A 17,173-nucleotide genomic window follows, 5' to 3' on the forward strand; every position below is an offset into this window, starting at 1 on the left:
GCAAGGTTGGTTGTTCCATCAATAACAGGTGGACTGAATTTGGTATTTTATGGTCGGTGAACCTGCTTTTCCCAAGAGGAAAATATACTATGAGATTGTACGGCTACCTGATGGATTTAAAAAGCTTGCATGGAAGATATGAGGATGTTGGGTCTGTCTTCGTTCAGATTGACTAGCTTACATGGGCCTGTATAATGCCCATCAATTTGAGAAACAGGGAATGAAAGTAAAAATCGGGTTTATGCAGGGCGCTGAGGAATGGCAGATCGATGGTTTTCTATGCCGTTTCAGGAAGATAGATCCATCTATTCTTGAACTGGAAATTGACAGGGACAACGCAGATTTTCTTATTGCCTTTCCTTGGTTGTATACCTCTTCCAAAGAGATGTATCTTCAATTTTTACAGGACTCCATAGGAAAAATTACGATCATGGATGTATACGGAGAAGCCCTCGCTCCAGATTTGAATTTGTTCGATTATCACATAGGGTTTGATTCCGCCGATCATGGGGGGCGCGTTCTGGAGATGCCTTTTTTATCCTCCTACCGTGTCCAGGCGGATCAGCTGCCATTGGAAAATGTGGCTGATGCCCTGAACCGGAAAAGCGGATTCTGCAATTATATCTACTCCCATGGAGAAGGGCATCCCTACCGCATCCAGTTGTTTTCCCGGCTTTCTGAATACAAGAAGATCAATTCCATAGGAAAGCATTTGAACAATACACCCTGTTCCGTTCCCAGGGAGTCCGATGACTGGCTCAAGGGAAGTATTCTGTTGAAAAACCCCTATAAGTTTTTCCTTTGCGTGTGAAAATGCCTGGTACCGGGGTTATTCAACAGAAAAAATAATCACGAGCTTTCTGGCCCGCTCCATCCCTATTTACTGGGGAAATCCATTAATTGAGGAGGACTATAATCCCAGGGCATTTATTAATTGCCACCGGTATTCATCTCTGGACGAAGTTGTAGCGGAAATCAAAAGAATTGATGAAGATGATGAATCATGGCTCGCCATGATGGCTGAACCTAAACGGCTCCCCTGGCAGATTGAACGGGCTCAGGAAAAGGAGGCCAGACTGAAGGCAGCTCTAATTGAGATATTTACTTCTCCCGTGGAACAGGTGAGGAGAAGGGGAAACGGATTTTGCGTCAATAACTACAGGGATTTTTTCATCCGCAATTTGAGTGGCAGGAAGAAAACCCCCAGGGAAAAATTAGAGGCAGGTTTGAAAAAGTGGAACAAAAAACTGTTTCACCGCTCCTAGCCCGGAATGCTTTATGTGAGCATTGGTGCATTCAGCCATCACATGGTGCATCAGTTATTTTGGAACCATTATAAACTGAAAAAGCCGTGCGTGGCGGAAAGCATGACAAAATCTGAATGCCATAAGAACCGTTTGCGGTGGAAAATCTTGCAAAATAGAGGCATAGGTAAGGCCACTCAAGAAAAAATGGTAGGCCCGGTAGGGTTCGAACCTACGACCAAGGGATTATGAGTCCCCTGCTCTAACCGCTGAGCTACGAGCCCGTTGAAGAACAACGTGGAGAAACGATAGCAGAATTTGACGGGAAGAGCAAAGTTTTTATGCAGGCATCACGTTTTGGATTTGCACGCGTCCGGGAAAGGCGTCCGGGAGGTTAGACTTGCAATTTTGTCCAGCTCCGGCCCTTGACGATTTTATAGAGGATGGCGGACTGGACGGCCATTTCAAAGGCGAAGAGCAGCCAGATGCCCCACAGGGTCATGGTTTCCGGAGCCAGCTTGAACCAGACCCATGTGCAGACGACGCGGAAGAAGCCCATGATGCCGTAGGAGATGAACATGACCCTCCGCGTGTCGCCCGCGCCGCGCAGGGACATTTTCATCACGATGCAGGCGGCGAAGAAGGGCTCCACCAGCAGCATGGTGCGCAGCACGGGAATGCCGGTGTCAATGAGCGTCATGTTGCCATTGGAGAATATCTCCATGAAGAGGGAGGGGAAGGCGCAGAAGAGCACGCCCAGCCCCGTCATGAAGATGATGGCGTACCGCATGCATTTCCAGATGGTGATGCGGGCCATGAGCGCGTTCCGGGCTCCCAGGTACTGCCCCACCAGGGTGGAGGCCGCCATGCCGATGGCGAATCCGGGCAGGAAGCTTAACGATTCAATGCGGACGGCGATGTTGTGGACGCCCAGCACGCCCTTGATGGGCAGTTCGCTGATGATGGAGAGGCAGAACATCTGGATGCCCCACATGCCGAAGACTTCCACGGCCTGCGGCAGCCCGATTTTCAGGATGCGCTTCTGCATGCCCATGTCCGGCCGCAGATGGGAGAAGCTGAGGTACAGCGGCGGAGCATAGTGTTCCCCGCGTTCCTTGACGAGTTCTTCCAGGGATTCGTTTTCTCTTCCCGCGAATATTTTTTTCCTGCGCCGCAGCATGATGAAGAGGAGCGCGCACATGCTGATGCCGTAGCCGCAGACCGTTCCCGCCGCAATGCCTCCGATGCGCCAGCCGCCCAGCGGGGCGTCCGCAAAGACGAAGGTGACGCTGAAAATGACGTTGAGGATGCCCACGCCCATCATGATCCAGAAGGGCAGCCGCGTGTCTCCGGAGCCGCGCAGGGCGGCATTGATGGCAAAGACCACGCCGCTGAAGGGAGCGGCGAACGCGGCCACATAGACGTATTGCAGGGCGTAGGCCCTGGCGGCTTCATTCATGGTCAGCACGTGCGTGACCAGGAAGCCGCTGCATGCGAAGAGCAGCCCGCAGGAGATGATGCCGGCCAGCAGCCCCAGCATGGCGGCCTGGTGCAGCCCGTGCTGCGCCTGGGGGTAATCCCTGGCTCCGGTCATGCGGGAGACGATGGCCGTGGCCCCCATCATGATGGCCCCCTGGATGACGAAGCCGAACCACATGAGGAAGACGACGGCCCCCATGCCGTCGGAGATGTTGATGGTGTCCTGCGCGTTCAGCCCGATTTTGGTAGCAATGAAGAGGTCGGAGGAGGTGACGAAGAAGCTCAGAAGCTGTTCCAGGAAGGGCCAGAAGGCAATGACGGCGATCTGGCGGGGCAGGGACAGTCCGGCAAGTTTACCCCCCAGGCGGGCGCGCGACGCCCTGCCGCGGATAATGCCCTCTCTCGCGTCACCCGCACTCATCGCTGGGCGGTGTAGATGCTGGCGATTCCCCCGTTCAGGGGTTCTGCCGTGATGTTGCTGTAGCCGCAGTCCCGGAGCAGGTCCTGCATGGCCTGGCCGCTGGGAAAGGCTTCAATGCTTTCCGCCAGGTAGTCGTAGGCTTCCCGGTGGCCGGTCATCCAGCCTGCAATGACGGGGAGGATGCGGTGCAGGTAAAAACGGTAGGGGCTTTTCAGCAGGTTTTCAGGCAGGGAGAAATCCAGAATGAGCAAATGGCCCCCCGGCCGCAGCATGCGGCCCATTTCCCGCAGGGCGTCCGGATAGCTGGCCATGTTCCGCAGGCCGAAGGCGACGGTGACTGCATCATAGGAGGCGGAGGAAAAGGGCAGGTTCATGGCGTCCGCACAGACCAGGTTGTCCAGTCCGCGTCTGGCCGCTACGTCCAGCATGGGCTGGCAGAAGTCGGAACCGGTCAGCCGGATTTCCGGCATGGCGTTCAGGATGGCCAGGGCCAGATCCCCGGTTCCCGTCGCCAGGTCCAGGAGGCGTTCCGGCTTCCATTCGGAGACGAGCTGCACGACGCGCTGCCGCCACAGCAGGTCCACGCCCATGCTCAGTACATGGTTGGTGGCCACATAGCGCGGCGCAATGGCGGAAAAAGCGGCTTTGACGAATTCTGGATTGCGCATGCGGATGGATAGTAAAAAAGAGCACCATAAGTGCTCTTTTTCATGAAGGAAAGGGGATGGGGTGTCGGACGGGGCTCGAACCCGCAACAACCAGAATCACAATCTGGGGCTCTACCATTGAACTACCGACACCATTTAATGTTGTGGTGCGGCAGACATTACCCGTCCTCTTCCGTTTTGGCAAGAAGAAAATGAGTTTGATGAGTTTTTTAGACGGAATATTTTCTCAAAAATAAAATAAGGGACGGGTAAAGCAATTATTTGTTTCCCATTTGGAAAGTTACGGGGTGTTTGCGTGGTCTTCTATTGAATCCTCCTGGATTTGATGTAGACTTTTTTATTGTGGGAATTGATGTAATACACACCGCCTTTCGGGCCAACCCGGTAGGTTCTGTTTTCCCGTGCCTGGAGGGCGCGGGGGGAGGTGTGTTTTCCGGGCACCATTCCGGCACACAGGGGCGTGTATTCCGGAAGGAGCGGCTTGCGGCTGCATTGGGGCAGAGAGAGGAGAAGAGGAAGGATGGCCGCCGGGAGGAAAAGAGAGTGCTTCATCAGAGCGTTATTATCTTTTCCAGAAGGTTGTTTTGTCAAGTTGGAGAGTCGTGCTGAACGGTTTTTTATGAGAAGAATATGATTTTTTCTGCATTATTTGAAAACGAATGTTTGAATTTATTTTATTTCCAATTATTGTTGCCACAGTCACAGATGCCTTTGAGTCGTTAACCAGCCAGTTGTCCCTATCCAAGCCATGAATTTCTTTCCTCACATTCCCATGTTGTCCACTGTGTTCAGCAGTATCGGCTGCTATTTACTGCCTTTTGGCATCGTTTTACTGTGGCTTCTGTATGAATCAAGAAAAGTAAAGGCCATCCTCCTTGCCGGGCTGGTGATTCTGAGCATGGTGTGCATGTTTTTTCATGAGGCATGTGCTCCCAGCAGGGAATATCCGTGGGACTGCATGGTGGAGCACATATTTACAGGAACGCTTCTCCCGTTCCTCTGTCTGCTGGGATATATTCTGTACGTGTTTCTTTGCGCCTGCATCCCGGTGTACAGGAAGGTGTGGAAGGGCATCGGCTTTTTTGCCCTTGGAGTAATGAGCCTGGCTTTTGAGTACGTGAATGTTTCCTTTCCGGTGATGCTGCTGGCGGGTTATTTGTTCCGTTTCTTCCTCTTCCGGAAGTTCCGGAACCACATCCCCTTTGTCAGGAAGTGCCACGGAGTGCTTGCGATAGGAGTGGTGCCCGGAATTTGCCTGATCAGCGTTGTCAGCGCCATTTTGTTTCCCCCGCCGGAGAGTTTTATTTGTGAGAAGATCAATGAGGAAATGGCGCGTGACATGGCCCTGTGGAATTACCAGAGCAACCTGGTTCTGCTGTCCAGCCGTTTTCTGAATGTGGAACGCAAGAAGGACTGCATTACCGTAAAGTATTATTGCGAGACGAATATGGGCCCTGCCGTGTACAAGGCATTCTGCAACAATTACGGCGGTTATGTAAAGGCGGAGTGTTCCCTGCTGAACAGGCATGCTCCCTGATGACGGAGGACAACGGCGTTTTTCCGCGAGGGGCCGGTCAGAGTTCTATGTCTCCGGTAAAGACGAGGTCCGCCGGTCCGGTCAGCGTCACGCTGGTAAAGCGGTCTCCCGTGCGCTGGAAGCCTACTTTGAGCGTGTCCCCTCCCGCTACGTCCACTTGAATGGGTGAAGGGGCATCCGTCAATACGGCGTGCAGCAGCGCGCTGGCGGTCATGCCCGTTCCGCAGGCAAGCGTTTCATCCTCCACGCCGCGTTCATAAGTACGTATGGCGATGTGCCCCGGAGACAGGATCCTGGCGAAGTTGGCGTTGGTGCCTTTTGGAGAGAATGCGCTATGGTAACGCAGGTAGGCGCCCAGACGGGGAACGTCCAGGCCGTCCAGCTTGTCCAGAAACGCTACGGCGTGCGGAACGCCTGTATTCAGGAAGTGGACGTCCGCCCCCACCGCCGGGTCCGCATTCAGCACAAAGAGCTGCAGGGAGTGGGGATCCGTCAGGTTCACGGTGACATTCCCGTCCTTTTCAAAGGTGGCGGTCACGATGCCGGCCATCGTTTCAAAGGGGAGGGGAGCGGATTTGTCGTGATGAAGCAGGGCCGCGGCGAAGTTGCCGAAGCAGCGGGCTCCGTTGCCGCACATTTCCGCTTCTCCGCCGTCGGCATTGTAATAGCGCATGCGCACGGTTCCCCCTTTGCCCCGGGACGGTTCCACGGCAATCAGGCCGTCCGCCCCGATGCCGAAGCGGCGGTCGCACAGGGCTTCAATGGTCTCCTTGTCCAGCACGGAGGAAAGTTCCAGGTCACGGTTGTCCACCATGACAAAGTCATTTCCGGCGCCCGTCATCTTGTAGAAATGAAGCAGCATAATAGTAAGTTGTGTTGTGCCGGAATTTTAATGCGGCCGTCCGGATTTGGCAAGGCGGCTTACATGAATGACATGGCGTCCACGTCGATCACGGCGGTCAGGTCGTCCCCCAGCCCGGCTTCCTGCACCAGCTTCCGCAGGGTGCGGGAGAGGATGCGGGCGGACGGCCCCTTGACCGTGATCTGGAATCTGAACTGGCCGTGTGCGCGGGGAATGGGCGCCGGCATGGGGTCCGTCATCGTGGCTGGAGGGGGCAGCATGCCGCGGAGGCGCGCCGCGAGCGTGCGCGTGGCGAATTCCGCCATGTTTTCATGCTGGGAGCGTATGGTCAGCACGGCGATGTGGGTGAAAGGCGGCAGGTCGAAGGAGCGGCGCATTTCCAGCTCCTGCGCCGCAAAGCCGTCCGTATCGTGATGGCGGGCGTACTGCAGGGAAGGGGACTGGGGGGTAAAGGTCTGGATGATGACCTCCCCGGAAAGGTCGCCGCGGCCGGCGCGGCCCGCCACCTGCGTCAGAAGCTGGAAGGTGCGCTCTCCCGCGCGGGGATCCGGGATATGGAGACCCAGGTCCGCGTTCAGCACGCCCACCAGCGTCACGTTGGGAAAGTCCAGACCCTTGGCAATCATCTGGGTGCCCAGGAGAATGTCTATCTTATGGGCGCGGAACTGGTTCAGAATGGTTCTGACGGCGTTTTTGCGCCGGGCCACGTCCGCATCCACGCGCGTGATGCGCGCCGCAGGAAAGGTGCGCCGCAGGATTTCCTCCACCTTCTGGGTACCGTACCCCTGGAGCATGATATTGGCGGACCTGCACTCCGGACAGGTGCGGGGCGGCAGGGCCTTGAACCCGCACAGGTGGCACATGAGGCGGTCCTCCGTACGGTGGTAGGTCAGGGGCAGGGAGCAGTGCAGGCACGTCACCACGTGGCCGCAGTCCGGACACTGGATGGAGCGTGCGAATCCGCGCCTGTTGAGCAGAAGGATGACCTGTTCCCCCTTGTCCAGCCGCCGGTCGATGGACATTCTGAGCCGCTCGGAGATGACGTTGGGGCCGGATTTGTTTCTGCCCTCCGTCTTCATGTCCAGAATGCGGATGAGGGGGAGCTGCTGGCCGTCCGCCCTTTCCGTCAGCTTCACCAGGGAATATTTTCCGGTCAGGGCGTTATGGATGCTTTCCAGGGAAGGGGTGGCGGAGCCCAGGACCACGGCGCAGTCTTCCAGATGGGCGCGCAGCACGGCCAGGTCCCGCCCGTGGTAGCGTGGGGAGCTTTCCTGCTTGTAGGACGCGTCATGCTCCTCATCCACAATCACCAGCCCCAGGTTCTGAAGAGGGGCGAAGACGGCGGAACGGGGGCCGATGACGATGCGTGCCTTTCCGGAACGGATGGCGTGCCATTCGTCAAAGCGTTCTCCGTCCGATAGGAGGCTGTGCAGCACCGCCACGGAAGAGGGCAGTTCCGCAAAACGGGATTTGAAGCGCTGGACGGTCTGGGGCGTCAGGGAGATTTCCGGTACCATGATCAGGGCGGATTTTCCGGATTTCACCATTTGGGAGACGGCCTGAAGGTAAACCTCCGTTTTGCCGGAGCCGGTGACTCCTTGCAGGAGCACCGGTTTTTTGTGCTCCGCCGTGCACATGGCCGTGATTTCTTCCAGCGCCTTCTGCTGCTGATCGTTCAGCTTCATGGGCTGGCTGGGGACGAACTGCTCTCCAGTGCTGGGGTCGCGGTGCACGGATTCCTCCTTCAGGGAGATGAAGCCCTTGGCCGCCAGGCTGCGGGCGATGTTCAGAGCCCCCGTGCCGAATGCGGCCAGAGGCGCTTCCATCTGTTCCGCAGATGAAAAATAATCCAGCATTTGGGCCTGCCGGGGCGCTTTGCGGTACAGGGCATCCAGCTCCTCACGGGACGGACGTTTTTCCAGATGCACCATTTTCCGCATTTTTTCCGCCGTGTTTTCCTGACGGACGGTTTCCGGGAGCAGGCAGCGGATCATTTGGTCCAGCGCTACGGAATAATAGTCCGCCGCCCAGGAAGCCAGATTCATCATGACCGGGGAAATCAAGGGTTCCGGGTCGATCAGTTTCAGAATGGGCTTGAGCCTGTCCTTCCAGGCAGGGTCCGGCTCGGACAGCGTAAGAACAGTGCCGGTGGCCGTCCTGTTGCGCAGGGGAACCTGCACGCGGCAGCCCGGCCTGACGTCCCCAGCTTCCGGCGGAATGCCGTAGTCCAGCACCAGATCGCTTTGTCCGTCAACCAGAATGCGCGCCGCCTGCATGGAGTGAAAGGGGGAAGGAATAATTGTTAATGATAACCGAAGGGGAAGCGGGCTACGCCGCTCATGTCTTTCAGCACTTCAATGTAATTATAGCCGTAGCCGTCCATGATCTGCGTCACGGCTGCCGCCTGGTCATGTCCGATTTCCAGGGCTACGAAGCCGTTTTCATTCAGGTAGTCCCGGGCGCGGGCCAGAAAGCGTTCAATGATTTCCCAGCCTTCCGGGCCTCCGAACAGGGCCGTATGGGGATCTTTCATAACTTCCGGGGCAAGCTCCTCTCCATCCGCAATGTAGGGCAGGTTGGCCACGATGACGTCAAAGCGCATTTCCCGTCCGGCATCCTTCTCTTCCTCCTCAGGCACGGAAGCGGAAGAATCCGCTCCTTCCGGGCGCAGGACCGGTTTTTCCAGGGGGATGTTTTCAAACAGGTCCGTCTGGACGGTGGAGACTCTGGCTCCCAGCCGCATGGCGTTTTCCAGCGCCAGGTCCAGAGCCTGCGGGGAAATGTCCGCCAGAACGACTTCCTTCGCGCGCTCCTTGAGTTCCAGAGCCAGCGTGACGCCGATGATGCCGGAGCCGGTACCCATGTCCAGCACGCGTACCGGACGGTCTGGGATTTTCTTTAACACCATTTCCACCAGTTCTTCCGTTTCCGGGCGGGGAATCAGGGCACGCGCGTCCGTCAGGAAATCCCTCCGGAAAAATTCCGTGAACCCCAGCAGGTGCTGCAGCGGTTCTCCCGCCGCCCTTCTTTTCAGCAGCTCGCGGAGGGGAGCCAGTTCCGCTTCTTCAACAGGCCTGTCAAACCGGGAGTAAAGAGCCGTGCGGTTGCAGTGCAGAACGTGGGCCATCAGGTGCTGCATGGTGGCGCGCGCCTCGTCACAGCCCTGGCGCGCCAAGTAGTCCGTGCCGGACTGAAGAACTTCCAGTAGGGTTTTCATGAAAGGAAAAGGGGGTTAGGACATGCCGGCTTCCGCCAGGCGTTCCTGCATTTCCGCATGCTGGAGAGCCATGATCAGGTCTTCCATCTGCCCCAGCAGGATGCCGTCCAGATTGTGGGACGTATAGCCGATGCGGTGGTCCGTCAGGCGGTTTTGCGGGAAATTGTACGTCCGGATTTTTTCTTCACGGCCGCCGGAGCCAATGAGGTTGCGGCGTGCGGCGGAATATTTTTCCGCCTCTTCCCGCTTCTTGGCTTCAAAGAGCTTGGCGCGCAGAATCTTCATGCCTTTTTCACGGTTCTTCATCTGGCTGCGCTCTTCCTCGCACCGGACATAAACGCCCGTGGGGATGTGCCAGATCTGCACGGCGGATTCCGTCTTGTTCACGTGCTGGCCGCCGGCGCCGCCGGAACGACACACTTCAATGCGGAGGTCCTCCGGGCGGATTTCTATGTCCACTTCCTCCGCTTCCGGCATGACGGCCACGGTGGCGGTAGAGGTGTGGATGCGTCCCTGCGTTTCCGTGGCGGGAACGCGCTGCACGCGGTGCACGCCGCCTTCATACTTCAGGAAACGGAATACTTCTTCCCCGGCAATGCGGCAGACGACTTCCTTGAAGCCGCCCACGTCTGACGGGCTGCTTTCCAGATGCTCAAAGCGCCAGCCGCGTTCTTCCGCAAAACGCTGGTACATCCGCAGCAGGTCTCCGGCAAACAGGGATGCTTCATCCCCGCCCGTTCCGGCGCGGATTTCAATAATGGCGTCCCGGTCTTCCGTCGTGTCGCGGGGAAGCAGGCTGTACTGCACGTCGCTGCGCAGTTTTTCCAGCGCGGCTTCCAGTTCGGGAATCTCCATGGCGGCCAGTTCCGCCAGCTCCGGGTCATCCGTCTTCGCCAGCTCCTGATTGTCTGCCAATTGCTGTTCCGTGGCGTTCAGGGAATCCCACGTTTCCATCAGTTCCTTCAGGCGGCGGTGCTCCCTCATGGTTTCCGAGGCCCGCTTCTGGTCATTGAAAAAATCCGGTTCGGCAATGACCGTTTCCAATTCTTCCAGGCGCTGGCGGCGTTTTTCAATGAGAGGTGTGTAATCCATGGCGTTTGCGTGTAAGGAATTCTAAAAGATAACAGGGCTTTCTGAAAGCCAAATCCGGGGGATGTAAGACATGTTCCGGCATTTGAAAAGGAGGGGGATACCGCTTCCTGCTGTCCTGTCCGCGCTTTCCTGATTCCGGAGGAACCGGACCAAAAGAAAACCGCAGCCATTACGTTTTTCCAATATGCCTTCCCTGGAGAAGGAGAGCGGAAGCATCGTAACTGCTGCGGCGGTAAAGCTGGCATCGCGTACGGGACTCGAACCCGTGTTGCCCGCGTGAAAGGCGGGAGTCCTAGACCGCTAGACGAACGCGACTTTTAGGTTTGCAGGGACTGCGCGGCGAAGTAAATACTACCGGAGGCCGAAAGGCAAGAATTATTTGAATCTGAGTTTAAAAAAATCGTTATCTGCCTTCCGGAATGTGGGAATCGTCATAATCGTCCAGCCTGTGCTGCCAGAGGTAGTACCGCGTTTGCTGGACAAGCACGCCGGAAAGGGCCAGCAGTGAAATGAGGTTGGGAAGGGCCATCAGGCCGTTGGCGCAATCCGCAAACACCCATACCAGGTCTATCTTGGAAACGCAGCCGGTAAAGACCGCCGCCACCCAGATGACGCGGTAAGGCGTGATCAGCCGGATGCCCCCCAGGTATTCCAGCGCTTTTTCCCCGAAGTAGGACCAGCCCAGGATGGTGGAAACCACAAAGGTGACCAGGCTGAGCGTCAGGAGGGGGGAACCCATGTAGGGAATTTTGCTGAAGGCCAGGGTGGTGAGTTTGGGACCGTCGCTGCATGAAATGTCCGGATGGGCGATGATACTGGTGGTCAGCACGATGCCCGTCAGGGCACAGATGACAACGGTATCCCAGAACGGCCCGCTGGAGGAGATGAGCGCCTGCCGCACGGGGTTGCGGTTCTGCGCGGCGGCGGAGGCGATGGCCGCAGAGCCGAGGCCGGCTTCATTGGAGAAAAGACCGCGGGCTACGCCGGTCCTCATGGCCGTCATGACGGCCGCTCCCACCACGCCCCCTGCGGCGGCTTCCCCCGTGAAGGCGCAGTCCAGAATGTACCGGATGGCCGGAAGGACGTAGTCCGCCTGAACGGCCAGAATATACAGGCACCCCAGAATGTAGATGACGGCCATGAACGGCACGAAGAAGGCGCATACCCTGGCAATGCTCCGGATGCCCCCCAGCATGACCATGGCCGTGAGGACAGTCAGCACGATGGCCGTTCCCCATGAGGGAATGGAGAATGCGTGATGGAGCTGTTCCGCCGCGGCGTTCCCCTGCGTCAGGTTGCCGATGCCGAAGGCGGCAATGGCCGTGAAGACGGCGAAGGCCACGCCCAGCCATTTGCATTTCATGCCGCGTTCCAGTACGAACATGGGACCGCCGCTCATGTTGCCGTCCTTGTTTTCCACCCGGTACTTGATGGCAAGCAGACCTTCCGAATACCGCGTGGCCATGCCCAGTACGCCTGTGAGCCAGCACCAGAAGATGGCTCCGGGCCCCCCTGCGGCAATCGCCACGCCTACGCCGATGATGTTCCCCGCGCCGATGTTGGCGGCCAGGGCCACCATCAGGGAGCTGAACGGGGAAATGTCCCCCTTGTCCGTATGGTCCTTCACAAAGTACAGTTTCAGGGCCTTGAGCAGGTAGCGCTGAGGAAAGCGCAGGATGATGGTGAGGTACAGGTGAGTGCCAAGCAGCATGATGAGCAGTGGCCATCCCCACAGGAAACTGCTGAAGGCGGACAGCCAGGTTGTGAGCGCGTCCCCGGTCTGGAAAAAGGCGTTTTGCAGGGCTTCAAGCATACCGGAAAGACTCTAAGGAAAAATGCTGTGGTGGCAAGTCCTTAAAACACGGGAAGGGCACGGAAAAACAACTTCTGCGGTTCCGGCGCAGGAAAGCCTTTTACAAGGGCGCGTTGGCTTAATCTTCCATGGAGAACGGCCGGGGCTGGCCCGGAAGCCAACTTCCATGTGATCAATGTGGAGGAGTGCCTCAAGCCCCTCCGGCTCTCCTCATGCTGTTTAATGAAGAATGAAGGAAGGGATGATAGTTGCTTGTCTCCGGGGTCTGCGGTCTTTATCATAAGGACTATGACGGGAGCGGCAGATGACGTTGCCCCATTGCCCGGCATGCGGGTGTCACGCTGCATTCCGGCCATCATCTTGAACCAAGGGGAAAAATGATTGTTTTTACGGAAGAAAAGAAGTTTACCAGGGAAAAAGTGCAGGAGCTGTTCCTGTCCGTTGGATGGATTTCCGGCCAGTATCCGGCCCGGCTGTACAAGGCCCTGATGAATTCGTCCACGGTATTTACCGCGTGGGATGGCGACCGGCTGGTCGGGCTGGTGCGGTTGCTGGACGACGGCGAGCTGGTAGCCTACATGCACTATGTCCTGGTGCATCCCGACTATCACGGCAGGGGAATTGCGGGAAAAATGATGGAAATGGTCAAGGAGAAGTACAAGGACTACCTGTACATTGAAATCATGCCGGAGGAGAGCAGGAACGCCGCCTTTTATGAAAAGCATGGCTTCCATGCCATGGAAGACGGCGTACCCATGCAGCGGTGCAATTTTTCAAACAGGACTTGACGCCCGCGGCTGGACAGTCAATTTCCGGCAAGCGCGGAAGGCGGCGCGTTATTTCGTGTGGCCGGGATACAGTAAACCCGCGGGTATCCTTTCGGATCTTGGCTCCGCGGGTTTACCTTCTCATCCCGGATTAGCTCCGGAAAAGGTTCAGATTCAATTCCTTGATAATGGATTGAAGAGCTGCTTGGCCCTTGACGGTGTTTCCGGCGGGGTCCAGGGGCGGGGAGAAGGCCGCCATGGCCATCTTGCCGGGGACCACGGCCACCAGGCCGCCGCCCACGCCGGACTTGGCCGGAACGCCTGCCTTGTACATCCAGTCCCCTGTGGAATCATAGAGGCCGGACATGCACATTTCCGCGAGGATGGGAGAAACGTTCTCATCCTTCACCACCCGCTTTTTGCTGACGGGGTTGACGCCCCCGTTGGCATAGCAGGCGCCCATCAGCGCCAGCTGGGAGGTGGTGATATTCAGAGAGCACATGCGGGTGTACAGGTCCACGATCATGGGCGGCGTATTGTAAAAATAGCCGTAGCTGTCCAACAGCCACGCGATGCCGCGGTTGTGCTGGTTGGTGGCGCTTTCCGACTTGTAAATCTCCTGGTTCACGGTCAGGGCCGTATTGGCGAAGTTGTTGAAATTATGGATCATGTTCGCCCATATTTCATCGGAGTCCGAACCGTTGACCAGGCTGACTGTCGCCATGGCCCCTGCGTTGACCAGGGGGTTGAGGGGCTTGCCGCCGTGCAGCTCAATCGCCATCACGGAGTTGAAGGGCTCCCCGGTGGGGTCTGCCCCGATCTTCGTGCGCAGCTCCTTCATTCCGATCAGATCCATGACGTAGGCCAGGTTGAAGGCCTTGGAGATGGATTCAATGGCAAAGGGCGTGTCCGCGGAGCCTGCGGTCAGGATATCTCCGTTGACAGTGACTACGGCAATCGCCAGCAAGTCTGAGGGGACTTGCGCCAGAGCGGGGATGTAGGAGGCGTTTTTGCCTCCCTGGACCGTTTTGGCGTAGGCGTACGCGTTGTCCACAGCCGTCTGGATTTGTTCATTGGAAGGGACGTTACTCATGGGATATGGTATGGATTGGGGTTGATGTAGAATGGGTTCCATTGGTTTTTTCCCATCCGAAGGGTTCGAAGGCGTCTTCAGGATCCACAGGCCGCTTCCAGGAGGGCTTGGCCATGGCATGGATGATGAAAGGAATGCCGGCGAAGATGAAGGTGCCTATCACCAGAAGCATAATGTACATCGTATTGCTGCCGACGGTAATTTGGTTCGGCGGAATGAAGCTCACCAGGAAGGCCGCCAGGCTGGCCAGGAAGCCGAGGCCGCCTACAATCCACATGCCGAGGGTCTTGCCTCCGGGAATGCGGAAAGTGCGGGGCGTATTCGGTTCCCGGTAGCGCAGATAAATGCCGGAGGCGAACATCAGCATGTACATGATGAGGTACAGGATGATGGTAAGCTGGGAAATAATCTGGTAGGCGGACTGCACGGAAGGCATGATCACGAACATGATGGAAAGCAGGGTGACGATGCAGCCCTGAATGAGCAGGATGCCCATCTGGACGTTGTTCTTGTTCCGCTTCTGCATGACGGGCGGCAGGTTGCCAGCCAAGCCTACCTGGTACAAGCCTTTGGAAGGACCTCCCACCCACGCTGTTACCTGGGCCAGAACGCCTACGGCCAGCGCAAGCGCCAGAATCCAGTTCATCCAGCCGAGGCCGAAGAAGCTGAAGTAACTGTCATAAGAAATCAGCAGGCTCTGCACCAGGTTAATCTGGGAGTTCGGAATGATGAAGCCGATGGCCAGCGTGCCCAGAACGAAAATGAGTACCGTAATGATGGCGGAAATCAGAATGGCCAGCGGATAGTTGCGGCCGGGGTCATTCACGTCCTTCACATGCACGGCGGACATTTCCATCCCTGCGTAGAACAGGAAGATGCTGGCGGCCAGAACGAGGTTGTTGAAATTGCTCATGTCCGGTATCAGCTTGTCCCAGCTCATGTCCAGCAGAATCGGGTTGCCTCCGGCCCAATAGCTCAGGCCCAGCAGAATCAGGATGGCGCCCGGAATGATGGTTCCGATGATGGTGCCCCATTTGGTGACGCCTGCGGAAGTCTTCATGCCACGCAGGTTGAGCAGGGTAGCTGCCCAGTACACACACAGCACCACGATGAGCACATACCACTTGTTGGCGGCAAGAGCTTCATCCCATCGCTGTCCGGGCCCCATGAAAGCCAGGGAGACGGCGGCGAAGGTCAGTACGGTCGGGAACCAGATGGTGCTTTCAATCCATTGCAGCCAGATGGCCAGGAACCCCCATTTTTTCCCGAAGGCTTCGCCTACCCAACGGTAAACGCCGCCTTTCTGCGGCCATCCGGTGGTGAGTTCCGCGGCTACCAGGGAGACGGGCACCAGGAAAAAGACCGCTGCAAAAATATAGTAAAAAACGGAACTGAGTCCGTACGTGCTTTCCGCAGGCATGCCGCGCAAGCTGACAATGGCGGAAACGTTAATCATGGCGAGCGTAAATACCCCCATGCGAAGGACGGATTTTACCGCCGGAGCGTTATTGGTTGTAGCGGGACCTGTTGGAGAGGTCCCTGATTGAGTCGTATTATTCATTGGTTTATTCCGGGTTGAGAATTGGGACAGCGTATAGAAGTGCCGACACCGACCTTATCTGAACGACCAGAAAAAGAGCTCTTTCGTTGAAGAGATGGTGCAGATAGGGGTGCCGGAGTCTGTCTTAACGGCGGTTGCCGCTTTCCGGATGGAGAAGGAAAGCCGCCCGCTTTCATGCTGGCGCTTTTTTGAGCGGCAAAGCAGGAGCATACGGGTAGAACGTCCGGAATGGCTCTCCGGCTGCGGGGGATTATCTGCCAGGAATGAAAATGAACGCTGCTAATGCCACTTAAGGGGATTCCATTGTTTCAACCCAGTTTTCTGTTTCCCGGGGGACGGCTCCGTGTAGAAAAACGGGTAAGAACGGAAAATGGATTGGTATGGTCCAATTTTTCCCTTCTGGCGGAATTCCGGAGGGGGGCTTCGGCTTGTAAGGATCATCGCCCCTTTGACGGGGTTCCACTCGTAGGAATAAACCTTGACGGGAGCTCCCTGCGGGACGGCTTCTCCGCGAACATTCCTGGAAGCCTGAGAGACTCCGTATTGGGAGATGGTGAGGTTGTTGGAGGAACGGCTGAAACTCAGCATGCCGTCCCTGGAACTGGTGATGCTGTTGATATTCCCCTGGCTGTTTGGAAATGGATACGCTGGACCTGCGGGCCGCGGAATTGATGGGCGAGCAGCGCAACGCCCTCTCCCGCATGCACGACGAGGTGATTCTGGGCATGACGGAGGACACGGACAACACCTATCGCATCCGCACCCAGGAGGAAGGCATTTGCGGCGGAAGTTTTGGAATCAATTATACGGGGGATGACGGTTCCACGGTGGAGGCCATCGACACGTCGGAAAACTCCTTCCAGGTGATCCCGGTGGATTTTGTCGCCAAAGGCACCAGGACAGTTGCAGGTATGATCTCGACAAGATTGCCGAACTTAAGTGCCGTTACCAGATCATCAACGCCTGGCGCGCCGGAAAGGGGGACGACATTGTGGTGGCTATTTCCCCCAAGCAGCACATGGATATGGTGCTCATGGAACAAACACAAAACAGGAACTACGGCTTTTCCTCCCTGACTAATGGGGAAGTCAACGAGTTTTTGAAGGTGAAATTTTTGGTGACCAACATGCTGCCCATTGATGAGCAGGGTAACCGGCTCTGTTGCGCGTGGCTGCGCTCGCGCGTCAAGTTCGGGGTGTGGCGGGACGCGCAGTTCCGCGTGGAGGCCCGTTCCGAATACGTGGACGTGCGCGAACAGATCACCGTGAAAGCTGGCCCTGGGTGCCACGCGCCTGGACAACAAGACCGTCTTCCTGATGCCCTGCAAAGAGGCATAGGTACAAATGTGCAATAGCATAACGTGTCCGGATGTTTGCCTGTAAAGTAAAGATCATCAATTATTCATACAATACAAAAAAT

General features: G+C 56.8%; 15 protein-coding genes and 3 tRNA genes. 5 read left to right on the plus strand and 13 right to left on the minus strand.

The features are described from left to right. Window positions 1-181 precede the first annotated feature (181 nt). Window positions 182-811 carry a hypothetical protein gene (locus HJW02_RS06870; RefSeq protein WP_208050615.1) on the plus strand — a complete coding sequence of 210 codons (630 nt, stop codon included), beginning with the start codon at window positions 182-184 and terminating at the stop codon, window positions 809-811. A 641-nt stretch (window positions 812-1,452) separates the two neighbouring features. On the opposite strand, the gene HJW02_RS06880 is transcribed toward HJW02_RS06870, so the two are convergent. The 5 genes from HJW02_RS06880 to HJW02_RS06900 all read right to left on the minus strand — a co-directional run bounded on the left by HJW02_RS06880 (window position 1,453) and on the right by HJW02_RS06900 (window position 4,364). After that, a tRNA-Ile gene (locus HJW02_RS06880) sits at window positions 1,453-1,528 on the minus strand. A 110-nt stretch (window positions 1,529-1,638) separates the two neighbouring features. After that, window positions 1,639-3,144, minus strand: a complete 1,506-nt coding sequence (locus tag HJW02_RS06885) for an MATE family efflux transporter (protein ID WP_102721378.1) — start codon at window positions 3,142-3,144, stop codon at window positions 1,639-1,641. Further along, complete coding sequence (locus HJW02_RS06890) at window positions 3,141-3,812, minus strand: ubiquinone/menaquinone biosynthesis methyltransferase (protein ID WP_102721379.1); 672 nt, start codon at window positions 3,810-3,812, stop codon at window positions 3,141-3,143. Before HJW02_RS06890 ends, HJW02_RS06885 begins: the two co-directional genes overlap by 4 nt. Before the next feature lie 57 nt (window positions 3,813-3,869). Further along, a tRNA-His gene (locus HJW02_RS06895) sits at window positions 3,870-3,944 on the minus strand. 171 nt (window positions 3,945-4,115) lie between these two features. After that, a complete protein-coding gene (locus tag HJW02_RS06900) occupies window positions 4,116-4,364 on the minus strand; it encodes a hypothetical protein (RefSeq protein ID WP_022397041.1) in 249 nt (82 codons plus the stop codon). Window positions 4,365-4,584: 220 nt separating this feature from the next. Between HJW02_RS06900 and HJW02_RS06905 the strand changes: the two genes are divergently transcribed. Beyond that, entirely contained in the window at window positions 4,585-5,349 is a 765-nt protein-coding gene (locus HJW02_RS06905; protein WP_146019610.1) for a hypothetical protein, read from the plus strand. Between the two features lie 37 nt (window positions 5,350-5,386). Here HJW02_RS06905 and dapF read toward each other — a convergent pair whose 3' ends face one another. The 6 genes from dapF to HJW02_RS06935 form a co-directional block, all read right to left on the minus strand. Continuing rightward, window positions 5,387-6,211: a diaminopimelate epimerase gene (dapF, locus tag HJW02_RS06910; protein ID WP_022397043.1), complete on the minus strand. Its 825-nt coding sequence runs from the start codon at window positions 6,209-6,211 to the stop codon at window positions 5,387-5,389. A 59-nt stretch (window positions 6,212-6,270) separates the two neighbouring features. Beyond that, window positions 6,271-8,487, minus strand: a complete 2,217-nt coding sequence (gene priA, locus HJW02_RS06915; protein WP_022397044.1) for a primosomal protein N' — start codon at window positions 8,485-8,487, stop codon at window positions 6,271-6,273. Between the two features lie 26 nt (window positions 8,488-8,513). Beyond that, a complete protein-coding gene (gene prmC / locus HJW02_RS06920) occupies window positions 8,514-9,428 on the minus strand; it encodes a peptide chain release factor N(5)-glutamine methyltransferase (protein WP_102721381.1) in 915 nt (304 codons plus the stop codon). A 15-nt stretch (window positions 9,429-9,443) separates the two neighbouring features. Beyond that, window positions 9,444-10,520, minus strand: a complete 1,077-nt coding sequence (gene prfA / locus HJW02_RS06925) for a peptide chain release factor 1 (protein ID WP_102721382.1) — start codon at window positions 10,518-10,520, stop codon at window positions 9,444-9,446. Between the two features lie 239 nt (window positions 10,521-10,759). Continuing rightward, window positions 10,760-10,835 (minus strand) — tRNA-Glu (locus tag HJW02_RS06930). An 88-nt stretch (window positions 10,836-10,923) separates the two neighbouring features. Then, window positions 10,924-12,333: a sodium:alanine symporter family protein gene (locus tag HJW02_RS06935; RefSeq protein WP_102721383.1), complete on the minus strand. Its 1,410-nt coding sequence runs from the start codon at window positions 12,331-12,333 to the stop codon at window positions 10,924-10,926. A 377-nt stretch (window positions 12,334-12,710) separates the two neighbouring features. Here HJW02_RS06935 and HJW02_RS06940 point away from each other — a divergent pair, with 377 nt between their 5' ends. Continuing rightward, window positions 12,711-13,121: a GNAT family N-acetyltransferase gene (locus HJW02_RS06940; RefSeq protein WP_102721385.1), complete on the plus strand. Its 411-nt coding sequence runs from the start codon at window positions 12,711-12,713 to the stop codon at window positions 13,119-13,121. A gap of 130 nt (window positions 13,122-13,251) precedes the next feature. On the opposite strand, the gene glsA is transcribed toward HJW02_RS06940, so the two are convergent. Then, complete coding sequence (gene glsA, locus HJW02_RS06945) at window positions 13,252-14,193, minus strand: glutaminase A (protein ID WP_022397049.1); 942 nt, start codon at window positions 14,191-14,193, stop codon at window positions 13,252-13,254. Beyond that, the gene (gene gadC / locus HJW02_RS06950; RefSeq protein WP_102721386.1) at window positions 14,186-15,670 is read right to left on the minus strand and encodes a putative glutamine/gamma-aminobutyrate antiporter GadC; all 1,485 of its coding nucleotides are present in this window, start codon (window positions 15,668-15,670) and stop codon (window positions 14,186-14,188) included. Before gadC ends, glsA begins: the two co-directional genes overlap by 8 nt. 722 nt (window positions 15,671-16,392) lie before the next feature. On the opposite strand from gadC, the gene HJW02_RS06955 reads away from it, so the two are divergent. Together HJW02_RS06955 and HJW02_RS06960 are read left to right on the plus strand one after the other, a co-directional pair. Then, window positions 16,393-16,830 (plus strand): hypothetical protein, encoded by a 438-nt coding sequence (locus HJW02_RS06955; RefSeq protein WP_102749433.1) that lies wholly within the window; start codon window positions 16,393-16,395, stop codon window positions 16,828-16,830. After that, a complete protein-coding gene (locus HJW02_RS06960; protein ID WP_240454334.1) occupies window positions 16,749-17,108 on the plus strand; it encodes a phage capsid protein in 360 nt (119 codons plus the stop codon). The genes HJW02_RS06955 and HJW02_RS06960 overlap by 82 nt, the downstream gene beginning before the upstream one ends. The last annotated feature ends 65 nt before the right edge of the window (window positions 17,109-17,173 follow it).

It is taken from the genome of Akkermansia sp. GGCC_0220, from assembly GCF_017566105.1.
Taxonomy (GTDB): Bacteria; Verrucomicrobiota; Verrucomicrobiia; order Verrucomicrobiales; family Akkermansiaceae; genus Akkermansia; species Akkermansia massiliensis.